General features: G+C 44.3%; 12 protein-coding genes. 8 read left to right on the top strand and 4 right to left on the bottom strand.

Annotated elements, in window-relative coordinates:
* The first annotated feature begins 62 nt into the window (after positions 1-62).
* The 7 genes from ABIB50_RS18230 to cysM all read left to right on the top strand — a co-directional run bounded on the left by ABIB50_RS18230 (position 63) and on the right by cysM (position 8,176).
* Positions 63-1,670 carry a M28 family peptidase gene (locus tag ABIB50_RS18230; RefSeq protein WP_429382005.1) on the top strand — a complete coding sequence of 536 codons (1,608 nt, stop codon included), beginning with the start codon at positions 63-65 and terminating at the stop codon, positions 1,668-1,670.
* A gap of 141 nt (positions 1,671-1,811) precedes the next feature.
* Positions 1,812-3,197, top strand: coding sequence for a LutB/LldF family L-lactate oxidation iron-sulfur protein (locus ABIB50_RS18225; RefSeq protein ID WP_429382003.1), 1,386 nt, complete (start codon positions 1,812-1,814; stop codon positions 3,195-3,197).
* Between the two features lie 6 nt (positions 3,198-3,203).
* Complete coding sequence (locus tag ABIB50_RS18220; protein ID WP_429382001.1) at positions 3,204-3,764, top strand: dihydrofolate reductase family protein; 561 nt, start codon at positions 3,204-3,206, stop codon at positions 3,762-3,764.
* Positions 3,765-3,814: 50 nt separating this feature from the next.
* Positions 3,815-5,791, top strand: coding sequence for an alpha-ketoacid dehydrogenase subunit alpha/beta (locus ABIB50_RS18215; RefSeq protein ID WP_429381999.1), 1,977 nt, complete (start codon positions 3,815-3,817; stop codon positions 5,789-5,791).
* A gap of 4 nt (positions 5,792-5,795) precedes the next feature.
* Positions 5,796-6,407, top strand: a complete 612-nt coding sequence (locus ABIB50_RS18210; protein WP_429381997.1) for a class I SAM-dependent methyltransferase — start codon at positions 5,796-5,798, stop codon at positions 6,405-6,407.
* Positions 6,408-6,495: 88 nt separating this feature from the next.
* Complete coding sequence (epsC, locus tag ABIB50_RS18205; RefSeq protein ID WP_429381995.1) at positions 6,496-7,302, top strand: serine O-acetyltransferase EpsC; 807 nt, start codon at positions 6,496-6,498, stop codon at positions 7,300-7,302.
* Position 7,303: 1 nt separating this feature from the next.
* Complete coding sequence (gene cysM, locus ABIB50_RS18200) at positions 7,304-8,176, top strand: cysteine synthase CysM (RefSeq protein WP_429381993.1); 873 nt, start codon at positions 7,304-7,306, stop codon at positions 8,174-8,176.
* Between the two features lie 91 nt (positions 8,177-8,267).
* Here cysM and ABIB50_RS18195 read toward each other — a convergent pair whose 3' ends face one another.
* Together ABIB50_RS18195 and ABIB50_RS18190 are read right to left on the bottom strand one after the other, a co-directional pair.
* On the bottom strand, positions 8,268-9,251 hold the full coding sequence (locus ABIB50_RS18195; RefSeq protein WP_429381991.1) for a glycoside hydrolase family 43 protein: 984 nt from the start codon (positions 9,249-9,251) through the stop codon (positions 8,268-8,270).
* A gap of 47 nt (positions 9,252-9,298) precedes the next feature.
* Positions 9,299-10,504: a DEAD/DEAH box helicase gene (locus ABIB50_RS18190; protein WP_429381989.1), complete on the bottom strand. Its 1,206-nt coding sequence runs from the start codon at positions 10,502-10,504 to the stop codon at positions 9,299-9,301.
* A gap of 157 nt (positions 10,505-10,661) precedes the next feature.
* On the opposite strand from ABIB50_RS18190, the gene ABIB50_RS18185 reads away from it, so the two are divergent.
* A complete protein-coding gene (locus tag ABIB50_RS18185; protein ID WP_429381987.1) occupies positions 10,662-11,615 on the top strand; it encodes a hypothetical protein in 954 nt (317 codons plus the stop codon).
* Here the strand turns inward: ABIB50_RS18185 and ABIB50_RS18180 are convergent, their stop codons facing one another.
* Together ABIB50_RS18180 and pdxA are read right to left on the bottom strand one after the other, a co-directional pair.
* On the bottom strand, positions 11,616-12,044 hold the full coding sequence (locus tag ABIB50_RS18180) for a CBS domain-containing protein (RefSeq protein ID WP_429381985.1): 429 nt from the start codon (positions 12,042-12,044) through the stop codon (positions 11,616-11,618).
* A gap of 115 nt (positions 12,045-12,159) precedes the next feature.
* Positions 12,160-13,212: a 4-hydroxythreonine-4-phosphate dehydrogenase PdxA gene (pdxA, locus tag ABIB50_RS18175; RefSeq protein WP_429381983.1), complete on the bottom strand. Its 1,053-nt coding sequence runs from the start codon at positions 13,210-13,212 to the stop codon at positions 12,160-12,162.
* Positions 13,213-13,246 lie beyond the last annotated feature (34 nt).

The following is a 13,246-nucleotide window of genomic DNA, read 5'->3' as shown; positions in this document are numbered from 1 at the left end:
ATCCGATACCATATCGAACATTACCAACAAATCACTAATTTCCCCTCAAATTAACTGAAGTAATGAAAAAAACGATATTAACCCTATCCTTAGCCGGATTGGCTGCCGGTGTATTTGCGCAGCAAAACAAAACCGCTATGAAGTATGCGCCTATCATTAGCGCAGAACTGGCTAACAAGCATTTAAGCATCCTGGCATCTGATGCTTTCGAAGGCCGCGAAACCGGTAAACCCGGTGCCGACAAAGCAGCACACTATATAGCCGACGAATTTAAAGCATTAGGCTTGCAGCCTATTGTTAATGGCTCTTACTTTTTTGATGTTGCCGTAGTGCAAAACCTGTTTAAAGTAAACTCGTTCTCGGTAAATGGGACAGCCTTAACCAGCGGCAAAGACTTTAACGCTTTTGCAGGCACCGGTACAAAAACCATAAACGGCAAAGAGATTGTATTTGTAGGCTATGGTATAGGTGCCCCAAATTATGATGATTTAAAAGGCATTGACCTTACCGGTAAAGTAGTAATGTACATTAACGCCGGCGAGCCTACTAAAGATGGTGTATCACAAATAAGCGGTACTGCTACCCCGTCTGATTGGACAGGTGCGCGCAGCCGCAAACGCCAGGCTTATATTTTAAGTAAAAACCCGGCATTGATGTTAGCGGTAAATTTTTCTAATGTTACAATCCCGGGCGGAAGACCAGGCGGTGCCAGCGCAGCAGGTATGCAACGTGAATTGCCAATGACCCTTAAAAAAGAAGGGCCTGCCGCTCCGATAACTATTACCATACCTACCGGAACTGCAGATATGTTACTAAGAAGTTCGGGTAAAACTATTGCATCGCTAAGAAATGCTATTGACCAAAGCGGAACGCCACAATCCCAAACTGTAGTGACGGACATTGCTGTAGATTACGCGACCCAGGAGATCCCTGTTAAAGCTGTTGACGTATTAGGCTTCTTGCCTGGCAGCGACCCTAAATTGAAAGATGAAGTATTGGTAATATCGGGCCACTATGACCATATTGGTTTGGTGCGCGACCCCAACGCTACCGACAAAGTAAACAACGGTGCCGATGATGATGGTTCTGGTACCACTGGTGTTTTAACTATCGCTAAAGCTTTCGCGCAAGCAAAAAAAGATGGTAAAGGCCCGCGCCGCAGCATCCTGTTTTTAGGAAATGTTGGCGAAGAAAAAGGTTTGCTGGGTTCTGAGTATTATACAGATCATCCGGTTATTCCATTGGAAAGAACAATTGCTGATCTGAATATTGATATGATCGGCCGTGTTGGCGAAGAGTATATCGGCAAAGCTGATTCTGCAAACTATGTTTATGTAATTGGTTCGTCAATGTTAAGTACCGATCTGCATAAAGCAGGCGATAACGCAAACAACCTATACACAAAAATGAAACTGGATTATAAATATGATGATCCGGCTGATCCGAACCGCTTTTACTACCGCTCAGATCATTATAACTTTGCTAAGCATAACGTGCCTATCATATTCTACTTTAACGGTGTGCATGCCGATTATCACCGCCCCGGCGATGAGGTGAGCAAGATCAACTTTCCGTTATTGGCAAAACGCGCCCAACTGGTATTTTATACCGCCTGGGATCTGGCAAATGCAGATAAACGCCCTGTTGTCGACGGTAAGAATACGCGCTAAGTCGCAGTTGAAAGTTTAATAAGTGAATGGTTGATTGAGTTAAATATAACTTGATCAACCATTTTCTATTTTAAATAAACTATTCACTTAATCAACTACTCCACTTAATCAACTATCCAACAAAATATCTAAATTAGCCAGATGACGAGCATCGCCGAAGAGTTTTTAGTTGACGCTGAGAATAAAGCATTTGACATAGATCACCGCCGTATTATCAATAACAACATTGGTAAATACGAGGTGGCTGTTGATAGGGGCTTGTCGCGTTTGATCAATTTAGAGAACGCCAAACGCAGGGCTCACGTTGTTAAATGGAAGGTGATGGAGAGCCTGGACAAGATCTTGCCCGAGTTTGAAGCTAATTTTCAGAAACGCGGCGGTAAGGTTATTTGGGCCAATGATGCTGCCGAGGCTAATAAAGAGATCCTGAATATTATCCAAAAGGCCGGTGCCAAAACTGTCGTAAAATCAAAGTCGATGGTTACCGAGGAGATCGAGCTAAATGAGTTTCTGGAGCATCATCATATCGAATCAATAGAAACAGACCTGGGCGAATATATTGTACAATTGCTGGGGCAAAAGCCATATCATATTGTTACGCCGGCCATGCACCTGTCTAAAGAAGACATAGCCAAACTGTTCCACGAAAAATTTGGCACACCTATAGATTTCACTCCCGAGCAATTGGTTCAAAAAGCGCGCGAATTGTTGCGTGAAAAATACCTGCAGGCAGATGTTGGCATAACCGGCGGCAATTTTTTAATTGCCGATACCGGCAGCATAGCCCTTACCGAAAACGAAGGCAACGCGCGGCTAAGCACATCGTTTCCCAAAATACATATCGCTATTGTTGGGATCGAAAAAATAGTGCCGTCAATTACTGATCTCGACTTGTTTTGGCCGATGTTAGCTACCCACGGCACGGGTCAAAACTTAACCGTTTATAATACCATATTAAGCGGCCCAAGGCAGGCCAATGAAACCGATGGCCCCGAGGAAATGTACGTGATATTGCTTGATAACGGCCGCACAAATCTGCTGGCACAAAAAGACCAGCGCCAGGGCTTGTATTGTATCCGTTGCGGGGCTTGTTTAAACGCCTGCCCGGTTTATAAAAACATTGGCGGCCATACTTATAGCACGCCCTATAGTGGTCCTATCGGGTCGGTAATTACGCCCCACATGGCGGGGATGAAAGAGTTTAAGCATTTAAGTTACGCCTCAAGCCTTTGCGGTAAATGCACCGAGGTTTGCCCGGTTAAAATTGATATCCATAAAATGCTGCTGCTTAACCGCAGGGATGCTGTTAATGATGACCTGGTGCCGCGTAAAGAAAAATGGGGCTGGCTTGCCTGGCGCAAAGGCATGCTGAGCCGCAAACTGGAAGATTTTTTTAGCGGCAAAACCAAAAACCGGTTAATGCAAACCTTTTTCAAGAAAACCTGGGGACATTATCGCGATATGCCAAACGTTGCCGACAAATCATTCGCTGAACAGTGGCGCGAAAAAAAAGAGCCTGAAAAATAAGCAATCATGCGGAAAATAATTTTAAATCTGGCCGTTAGTCTTGACGGCTTTATTGAGGGCCCTAATGGCGAGATAGACTGGTGCCTAACCGACCAGGATTATGGCATGGAAGCTTTTTTTGAAAGCACCGACAGTATATTTATGGGCCGTAAATGTTATGACATGATAGATGGCCTGCCCAGCCCGTTTGCTGATAAGCAGATCTATGTGTTTACAGATTCACCTTTTATTATACCCAATCCAAGGATAATAGTAATAAGCAGTAAAAATTTCCTGAAGGATATACAAACCATACGCGAGGTGCCGGGTAAAAACATCTGGCTGTTTGGCGGGGCTACATTGCTGTCAAGCTTTATAAAACATAGGCTGATAGGCGAATTTATTATCTCGGTACACCCCGTAGTGTTGGGCGGCGGCAAGCCATTATTTTTTGATATTCATGATAAGCTTGACCTGTTGCTATTGGGTAGCGAAACATTTTCGAGCGGGCTGATACAATTAAAATATGCCATCAAGCCAAAGTTTGACTTCAGCATATTAGATCAGCAATTAAAGTCGTTAAATTAACAGCCCTGTAAGCTTTTATTAAACCTCTGAAATTTGAGTAAATTGCCTTTATGATTTTTGACCGGAAAAACCTGGACGATAACGCGTTGATAGCCATTTACAAGAAACTGCTGTATCCGCGTGTTATTGAAGAGAAGATGCTCATCCTGTTAAGGCAGGGGCGCATTGGTAAATGGTTTTCGGGGATAGGTCAGGAAGCTATTGCGGTAGGCTGTGCTATGGCAATGGCCCCCGACGAATATATCCTACCCATGCACCGCAACCTCGGGGTATTTACAACCCGTGGAGTGCCGTTTAACCGGCTTTTGGGGCAATGGCAGGGCAAAGCATCAGGTTTTACCAAGGGCCGCGACAGATCCTTCCATTTTGGCACACAAGAACATAAGATCATTGGTATGATATCGCACCTTGGCCCGCAAATGGCTTTGGCTGATGGTATCGCGTTAGCCGATTTATTAGCAGATCGTAAAAAGGCAACCCTGGTATTTACCGGCGAGGGCGGCACCAGCGAAGGTGATTTCCACGAGGCATTAAATATTGCCGCGGTTTGGAACCTGCCTGTTATTTTTTTAATCGAAAATAATGGTTACGCCCTGTCAACCCCAACAGACGAGCAATACAACGCAAAAAAATTAATTGATAAAGCTATTGGCTATGGCATAGAGGGCCGGCAGTTAAACGGCAACAATATATTAGAGGTTTATTATGCCATTAGCGAGATCGCGGCCAATATCCGTAAAAGGCCAAGGCCGGTACTGGTAGAATGTATGACCTTTAGGATGCGAGGCCACGAAGAAGCATCGGGTACTAAGTATGTGCCGCAGGAACTTTTTGATGAATGGCAGGATAAGGACCCGGTGACCAAATTCGAAAATTACTTAATAGAACAGGAGATATTACGTCCCGAATGGATCCCATACCTGCGTGGTGAATTTTTAAAAGAGATAGACCCGATCATCGAGAAGGTTTTAAACGAAAAAGATATCCGCCCCAATATATTTACCGAGATGGGTGATGTATACAAGCCATCAACCCGGCCAACGTTTAAGCTGTCGGGCAAGTATAACGTAATACGCTATATCGACGCTATCCGCGATGCTTTAATGTTGGCGATGAATAAATATGACAATTTGGTAATTATGGGCCAGGATGTTGCCGAATATGGCGGTGTTTTTAAGGTGACCGAAAACTTTGTTGAGTTTTTTGGTAAAGAGCGGGTCCGCAATACGCCTTTGTGCGAATCGGGAATTATTGGTACGGCCATGGGCCTGTCACTTAATGGTTATAAGGCGGTTGTTGAAATGCAGTTTGCCGATTTTGTAAGCAGCGGCTTTACCCAAATAGTAAATAACCTTGCCAAAACACATTACCGCTGGGGCCAGAATGTCGATGTGGTTATCCGCATGCCTACGGGTGCAGGCACCGCGGGCGGGCCTTTCCATTCGCAAAGTAATGAGGCCTGGTTCACTAAAACGCCGGGGCTGAAGGTTGTTTACCCGGCATTTCCTGCTGATGCGAAAGGCCTGCTAATGGCTGCCATTGCCGATCCAAACCCGGTAATGTATTTCGAGCATAAATACCTGTACCGTAACCTTACCGGTGAGGTGCCAGATGGTGAAATATTTATTGAGATAGGGAAAGCGCGCGTTGTAAAAAAAGGAACCGAAGCTACTATTGTTACCTATGGTTATGCGGTACATTGGGCATTAGAATATTTAAGCAATCATCCCGAGCTATCTATAGAAATTATCGACCTGCGCAGTCTGCAACCCTGGGACATCACTACGGTAATAACCAGCGTTAAAAAGACCGGTCGTGTGTTGGTATTGCATGAGGATACGCTGACCAGTGGCTTTGGTGCAGAAGTAGCAGCTACAATAGGCGAGCAATGCTTTAAAGAATTGGAGGCGCCGGTAATGCGCTGCGCCAGCCTGGATACACCGGTGCCTATGGACAAAGGGTTAGAAAATCAATTCTTAGGAAAATCGCGGTTGGATAAGGCGATGCAACAATTGTTAAATTATTAAGCTTATGCCTGCAAATCCGCTTGAGACCTACGGCAACATCGACATCTATCTTTTTGATCAATTACTAAAAGGAACCTACCAGCATTGCAAAAAAGTGCTGGACATAGGCTGCGGCGGTGGTCGGAACCTGTATTATTTCTTAAATAATAATTACGAAGTATTTGGCGTTGACCAAAGCGCGGACGCTGTTAACGCGGTACGATCTTTATCCGCAACATTAGCTCCCAATAATCTCACGGAAAATTTTAATGTCGCTAACGCAGATGACTTGCCTTTTATTGATGAAACTTTCGATCTGGTAATCAGCAGCGCGGTGCTTCACTTTGCCAGGAACGGGGAGCATTTTGATGCCATGGTAAATGAAGCTTTCAGGGTTTTAAAGCCGGGCGGATATTTCTTTGCGAGATTAGCATCGGATATCGGCATAGAAACACTGCTTAAAGATTTAGGCAATAGCAGGTATTTGCTGCCGGATGGATCGACAAGATTTTTGGTTAACCAGGATAGATTGCTTAGCTATACTCATCGGTTCGGTAAATTACATGAGCCTATAAAAACCACCAACGTACAAAACCTGCGTTGTATGACAACGTGGTGCGTGCAAAAAGTCCGTTAGTTCTACCAAATACATATACTTTTTACATCCAAACAACATATTTTTGTATAAACTTGTACCACAATGGGTAGCAAGCCATTGTTAGGCTATGAACGACGAATTTTATCGGCAGATATTAAATAAACAACAACTGGCCGAGGCCGTACCTTCAAATAAGGAGATCACCGCCTGGGCCATGCAGGTTATCCGTTTATTATTTCCCGAGCAATCAAAAAGGGTATTTATATCAATAGGTCAGCTGCAGGATGAGTTTGCAAAATTGCAGGATGAGCTATTGCATATCATGGATGCTACCAAAGCCTGCAGCGATTGCGATAACAGAGAGCGTGCAAAAAGTTTCTTCGAACATCTGCCGGAACTATACCGCATATTAAATACAGATATCCAGGCCATTTTTAATGGCGACCCGGCCGCGCGCAGCGAGTTTGAGGTAATACGTACTTATCCGGGATTTTTCGCTATTTCATTTTATCGCATGGCACATGCTTTATATAAAAATGATGTGCCTTTGATCCCGCGGATCTTGACAGAATATGCACACTCAAAAACAGGGATAGACATACATCCGGCAGCAGCTATTGGAGAATATTTTTACATAGACCATGGTACCGGGATAGTAATTGGCGAAACCAGCCAGATAGGTAAAAATGTTAAACTTTACCAGGGCGTTACTTTAGGCGCATTGAGCGTTGCCAAGTATATGGCCGACACCAAGCGACACCCGACCGTTGAGGATGACGTAGTGATCTACTCGGGCGCTACCATATTAGGCGGCGATACGGTTATTGGGCATGATAGTGTGATAGGCGGTAACGTATGGCTAACCAAAAGCGTGCAGCCGCACTCGCGCGTTTACCATGACTCATTGGTGAAGGTTTTAAAAAAGGCAGAATAGTATGGCAACACTTATTGACCTGATAGGCAATACGCCGATGGTTGAGATAAAACGGCTCAATCCAAATCCAAACGTTAAAATATATGGCAAGCTGGAGGGTAATAACCCCGGCGGCAGTGTAAAGGACCGCGCGGCGCTAAACATGATTAAAAGCGCCCTTGAGCGCGGCGATATTAAACCGGGCAGCAAGCTGATTGAAGCCACCAGCGGCAATACCGGCATAGCCTTAGCCATGATAGCCTGTTTATATGGTTTGGATATGGAGCTGGCCCTGCCATCAAACTCAACCAAAGAACGTACGCTGGCTATGGAAGCTTTTGGTGCCAAAGTAACGCTGCTCGATGGTATCGAAACCTGCCGGGATTACGCCGAAAGTAAAGCGGCAAACGAAGGCTATTATATCCTGAACCAGTTTGCCAATCCGGATAATTACATGGCTCATTACAAAACTACCGGCCCCGAGATCTGGCGCGATGCAGATCAAAAGATAACACACTTTGTAAGCGCAATGGGTACTACCGGTACAATTATGGGTTGCTCTAAATTTTTAAAAGAAGTAAACCCAGATATCCAGATTGTAGGTTGCCAGCCAACCGAAGGCTCGTCTATCCCCGGTATCCGTCGCTGGCCCGAAGCCTATCTGCCAAAAATATTTGATCCGTCAAGAGTGGATAGGGTGCTGGATATCTCAGAAGAAGAAGCAGTAGCGACGACCCGCCAAATGGCACGCAAAGAAGGCATCTTTGCCGGCATGAGCAGCGGCGGCGCATTAGCCGGAGCGCTTAAGCTTGCAGCCGAACTAAAAGAAGGCGTTATTGTATTTATTTGCTGCGATAGAGGGGATAGGTATTTGAGCAGTGATTTGTTTGGATAGAAAAACCACCGCTGTTTGTACCCTCACAAACAGCAATAACAAAAAAGGTGCCCATGAAAACACAAGCACCTTTAAATATCAAAATCAGAAGTTACTTAATCTTCCTTGCCGCAACACCTTCATTAGTGATCTTAACCGGTAGGATATGCCCTTCGGCATCAAAATACATTTTATCAATACAGGTTACCCGGTGGTTACCATCGCGCTCGCCTAATGGGCGGCGGTGATAAACAATATACCATTCATCCGTTTTGGGGATATTAATAACAGAGTGGTGGCCCGCGCCGGTAGCAACGGTCATGTCTTGTTTTAATACCAGGTCAATACGCTCAAACGGCCCGGTTGGCGAATTGCCTATCGCGTAAGCAACACGATAATTTGGTCCTGTCCAGCCGCCTTCGCTCCACATTAAATAATATTTACCATTACGTTTAAACATAACCGGCCCTTCAACATAATCTTTCGGGGTGATAGATTTATAGGTTTCGCCATCAGCAAAAGGTACCAGCCCGGTAAAATCGTTATTTAGCTTCGCTATATTGCAATGTCTCCAGCCGCCATAAATAATATAGTATTGGCCGTCGTCATCTTTATAAATAAACTGGTCAATTGGCTGTGCCCCGTTAACGAACTTGTCAATCAGCGGTTTGCCCAAAAGATCTTTAAACGGCCCTTCCGGTTTGTTAGCTACCGCTACACCAATGCCACCAACCTCGTTGTTATTCTGGATATCGTTAGCACCGAAGAATATGTAGTACTTGTTGCCTTTTTTTGTTACAGCCGGTGCCCACATGGCTTTTTTTGCCCATTTAACAGCCGAGGTGTCAATAATACGTTCGTGCTTGGTCCAGGTTACCAGGTCTTTTGATGAAAAGGCATCCATGTATACCTGTTTTTCATACCTGTCAGAATAGGTAGGGTAAACCCAATATTCTTTTCCAAAGATCTGTGCTTCCGGGTCGGCGTACCAGCCCTGGGCTATGGGGTTGCCTGATGTTTTAGGTGCTTGCTGCGCAAAAGTAATCCCTGTGGATAGTGCAAGGATAGCTGTTGTTAGTTTGATTTTTAAATTCATATCACAAAATTTAAAGTCTCCCCTATCGGGGGAGATTTAGAGGAGGCCTATTTCTTCCAGACGCGTTGCTTGCCCCTGTTATTTCGGTTTTGATTTGGTTTTGCTTCGTGTTTCACTTCGGTAATGCTCATCAAATGCTCGGGCAACGGATGTTGGGTTATCTTCCTGTCCATTAGTTCCTCAATCGCTTTTAACCTACGCTCATCGCGATGATTTACAAAAGTTATAGCGGTGCCTTTAGTTTCGGCACGTGCGGTACGGCCAATACGGTGAATATAATCCTCGGCATCGCCAGGTACATCGTAATTTATTACCAGGTCAATCCCTTCTACATCAATACCACGCGATAACGCATCGGTACCAATAATAATGGGCAGCTGTTTGTTCTTAAATTTTAATAAGATCTCTTCGCGTTCCTTTTGCTCCAGGTCAGAATGAAAAGCTTCGGCTGATAATTTGATACCTCTTAATTCTTTATTTAATGATTTGACGATCTCTTTCCGCGAAGCGAAAATAATAGTGCTTAAATAATTGCCGTCTTTTAACAAATGCTGCAACAACGGCGTTTTTTGCTGATCATGCAAACGATAGATCTGCTGATCGATACCAACAGCCGGTTGTGAAATAGCTATATTAATTTGCTCAGGGTTAATCAATACCGATTTAGCCAAATGACGGATGCGCCCCGGCATTGTAGCCGAGAATAGCAACGTTTGCCGCTCCTTTGGCAGATGGCCGATGATGCGCATAATATCGTCAGAGAAACCCATGTCCAGCATGCGGTCGGCTTCATCAAGGATCAAATGATCTATCTTGTTCAGCTTTAATATGCCCGATGTAAGGTGGGCTATTAATCTGCCCGGCGTAGCTATAATAATGTTTACGTTGTTTTGGATACCGCGGCGCTGCTGCTCATAAATATGCCCGTCGCCACCGCCAAAAACAGCAATGGAGCTGATGCCGGTAAAATAGGCAAGCCCTTCAACCTGCTGGTCTATTTGCTGTGCCAACTCGCGGGTTGGGGTAAGTATAAGGGTGCTGGTATGATCCTTTGCTGTACGGCCAATTTTTTCCAAAATAGGCAGTAAAAATGCGGCGGTTTTGCCGGTACCGGTTTGGGCGCAGGCTATTAAATCTTTGCCTGCCAAAATAAGCGGAATGGCCATTCCCTGTATGGGGGTTGGGGTGGTATACCCCATGCTTGTTATGCCTTCTGTAAGCTGCTCGTTAAAATTAAAATCTTGAAAAGTCACTCTATATTTTTGTGTGCGTACAAGATAAGCAAAAATTGTGTGTTAGCGGTATTTACAGGTAATGTTGAGTTAGTAATTAATATTTTAAACCAACAAGCGCACTTGTTTGTAAAAATCCGGCACGGCATTATTACCGTAATTGAATAAACACTGATCTATGCTCAACAAACTTACTATCTTTCTTTTTATCTTTTTTTGCGGATGGGCCATCGGCCTTAAGGCTCAAACAAACGCCGACGCTAAAACGCAATATCGTACCATTAATAAAGCATTTAATGAAATTTACACACAAAACTTAAAGGCAGCCACTTTTGGTAACGATTATGGCGGCCCAAATAAAACCATGCTAACGTCCGACCTGGTGGGTAACTTTGTAATAGCCAACACACCCAAGCTTCCGTTTTTTGTAGTAGCTATGCCCGAGATAAGTATTCGTCTGTTTTCGGCATTTGGCTCGCCGGTAAAATCGCCAAGCTATACACCGGGTTTGGCGGTTTATTTTAGGGTGAATAATGATAAATATAATTCCAAGTTCTTTTCGGTATCCTATAACCATCATTCTAATGGCATTGAAGGCCCGACAGCAAATCCCAATGGAACGATAAATGTAGATAGCGGAAAGTTCACCACTAACTTTTATACGTTTTTATACCATAGCGGTACGCGGACGGATAAAGAGAATCTGATCATCAATAATTATATCAGCGGTGGTTTGGAGCTTCACGCTGCCTTAATTGGTACCGGTTACGCGCATGCTTTAGCCGGCCGTTATGGTTGGGTGCGGGCAAAGGGTAGCTGGATGTACAGTCTCTCCAGGAAGTATGATGATGCTATCGACCCAAACAAAAAGAATTACCACGACTGGATGCGTTTGCAAATTGACCTGCAATATATTATGGACAAATACAACAGGTTTGCCTTTGGCGATACCAGGAAGCGGTTAAACGCCGTAGCCAAATACTATTACCAGCTACCGTTTATGCAAAACACCGCCATTATGTTGGGCGGTGGCTACCGCGGGCAGGACGAGTATAATATCTATTTCCAGGATAGTTATGCTTACGCGACATTCGGGATAGCGGCGGGGTTATCCTTTGGAACGAGGAAATAATTACGATTGTATATAATTCTGCAACTGCTCAATAGTAGCTACATGTGACAGGATGGTTTCGGTAACCACGTCGCTCATCGAAACAATACCTTCCAGTTTGTTATAACTAAAAACCGGCAGGTAGCGTAGTTTGCCTTCGGTCATGATATGCATGCAGGTTTCAATAGAGTTTTCGGGCAAAACGCGCGGGATGCTGGTACTCATAATTTCGCCGGCAGTAGTATGGTCGGACGAGCGGCCTTCCAGGATCACTTTACGGGCATAGTCCCTTTCGGTTAAGATGCCTGCGTATTCGCCATGTTCGGTAACTACTACCGAGCCAATATTTTTTTCGGCCATTAATTTTAATGCATTTAAAACTAAAGTGGCGGCATCAATAGCCACTACTGTACCACCCTTGCGGGCAAGTATATCAGAAACTTTACGCATACAATAAAAGGGCTAAGTGAATAACGGTTATTTCAAATATAATTAATTATTAATAAAAAAAGGCCTCAAATAGAGGCCTTTATATTAACATTTGTGTATTTCTTATGTTGGTTACTTAATCCCTGTCGCGTTGCAGTTTGGTAAACTGTAATGGGTTTTCGTTCAGTTCCAATCCTTCGATACGGTGTTTCGCAATATGCAACGCGGTAAATATCGCCTCGCGGAAAGACACTTCCGACGCTATATTTTTACCGGCAATATCATAAGCCGTTCCATGATCGGGCGAGGTGCGTACAAATTTTAACCCCGCGGTAAAGTTAACACCCGATTCAAAAGCTATCTGTTTAAAAGGTATCAGGCCCTGATCGTGATACATAGCCAGCACCGCATCAAATTGCATATAGGTAGCGTTGGCAAAAAAACCATCAGCAGCATACGGGCCAAAAGCCAGGATATCATTTGCCCTTGCTTCTTCAATGGCCGGGATAATTTTAGTTTGCTCTTCGTCGCCGATCAGGCCATTGTCGCTGGCATGGGGGTTAAGGCCCAGTACTGCAATCTTTGGTTTACGTATCCAGAAATCATTACGTAAGCTGTTGTTCATCAGCTTTAATTTAGCCAATATCTTTTCGGTGGTTATACTTTCGGCAACTTTAGTAACGGGGATATGGCCCGTAACAACACCAACCTTCAAGGTATCGCTTACCAAAAACATTAATGATTCTTCAGCCCCGTCGCGCTCCTGCAAATACTCGGTATGGCCCGGGAAATTAAAGTCCTCACTTTGTATCGTGTCTTTATTAATAGGGGCGGTAACTAATGCGTCTATATCGCCATTTATCAAATCGGCAGTAGCGCGCTCTAACGATAGGAAAGCAAATTTACCCACCTCTTTGTTAGCTACACCCGGCTCAATTTTTACGTCCTCTTCCCAGCAATTTATCATGTTGGCGCGTTTAGGCTGCGCTTGTGATGGGTGGTCTATCACATTAAAATTAAGCTCGCTGGTTTCAGTAACACGGCGATAAAACGATGCCACTTTGGTATGCCCGTAAACAATTGGCGTGCAATAATTATAGATCATGCTTTCGGCCAGGGTTTTGATTATTATCTCTAAACCAATGCCGTTAACGTCGCCTATGCTTATGCCTATCTTAAGTTTATTCATTTTTTTATGATTTCACTGATTATACGGTTGATTT

The organism is Mucilaginibacter sp. UYCu711 (assembly GCF_050433825.1).
Taxonomy (GTDB): Bacteria; Bacteroidota; Bacteroidia; order Sphingobacteriales; family Sphingobacteriaceae; genus Mucilaginibacter.
The sequence above is the reverse complement of the archived record's forward strand: the minus strand, read 5'-3'. Positions and strand labels throughout refer to the sequence as shown.

Excerpts from the sequence above, each read along its gene's own strand:
- ABIB50_RS18230 (WP_429382005.1), top strand. The coding sequence starts at position 63 with ATGAAAAAAACGATATTAACCCTATCCTTAGCCGGATTGGCTGCCGGT.
- ABIB50_RS18225 (WP_429382003.1), top strand. The coding sequence starts at position 1,812 with ATGACGAGCATCGCCGAAGAGTTTTTAGTTGACGCTGAGAATAAAGCA.
- ABIB50_RS18220 (WP_429382001.1), top strand. The coding sequence starts at position 3,204 with ATGCGGAAAATAATTTTAAATCTGGCCGTTAGTCTTGACGGCTTTATT.
- ABIB50_RS18215 (WP_429381999.1), top strand. The coding sequence starts at position 3,815 with ATGATTTTTGACCGGAAAAACCTGGACGATAACGCGTTGATAGCCATT.
- ABIB50_RS18210 (WP_429381997.1), top strand. The coding sequence starts at position 5,796 with ATGCCTGCAAATCCGCTTGAGACCTACGGCAACATCGACATCTATCTT.
- epsC (WP_429381995.1), top strand. The coding sequence starts at position 6,496 with ATGAACGACGAATTTTATCGGCAGATATTAAATAAACAACAACTGGCC.
- cysM (WP_429381993.1), top strand. The coding sequence starts at position 7,304 with ATGGCAACACTTATTGACCTGATAGGCAATACGCCGATGGTTGAGATA.
- ABIB50_RS18195 (WP_429381991.1), bottom strand. The coding sequence starts at position 9,251 with ATGAATTTAAAAATCAAACTAACAACAGCTATCCTTGCACTATCCACA.
- ABIB50_RS18185 (WP_429381987.1), top strand. The coding sequence starts at position 10,662 with ATGCTCAACAAACTTACTATCTTTCTTTTTATCTTTTTTTGCGGATGG.
- ABIB50_RS18180 (WP_429381985.1), bottom strand. The coding sequence starts at position 12,044 with ATGCGTAAAGTTTCTGATATACTTGCCCGCAAGGGTGGTACAGTAGTG.
- pdxA (WP_429381983.1), bottom strand. The coding sequence starts at position 13,212 with ATGAATAAACTTAAGATAGGCATAAGCATAGGCGACGTTAACGGCATT.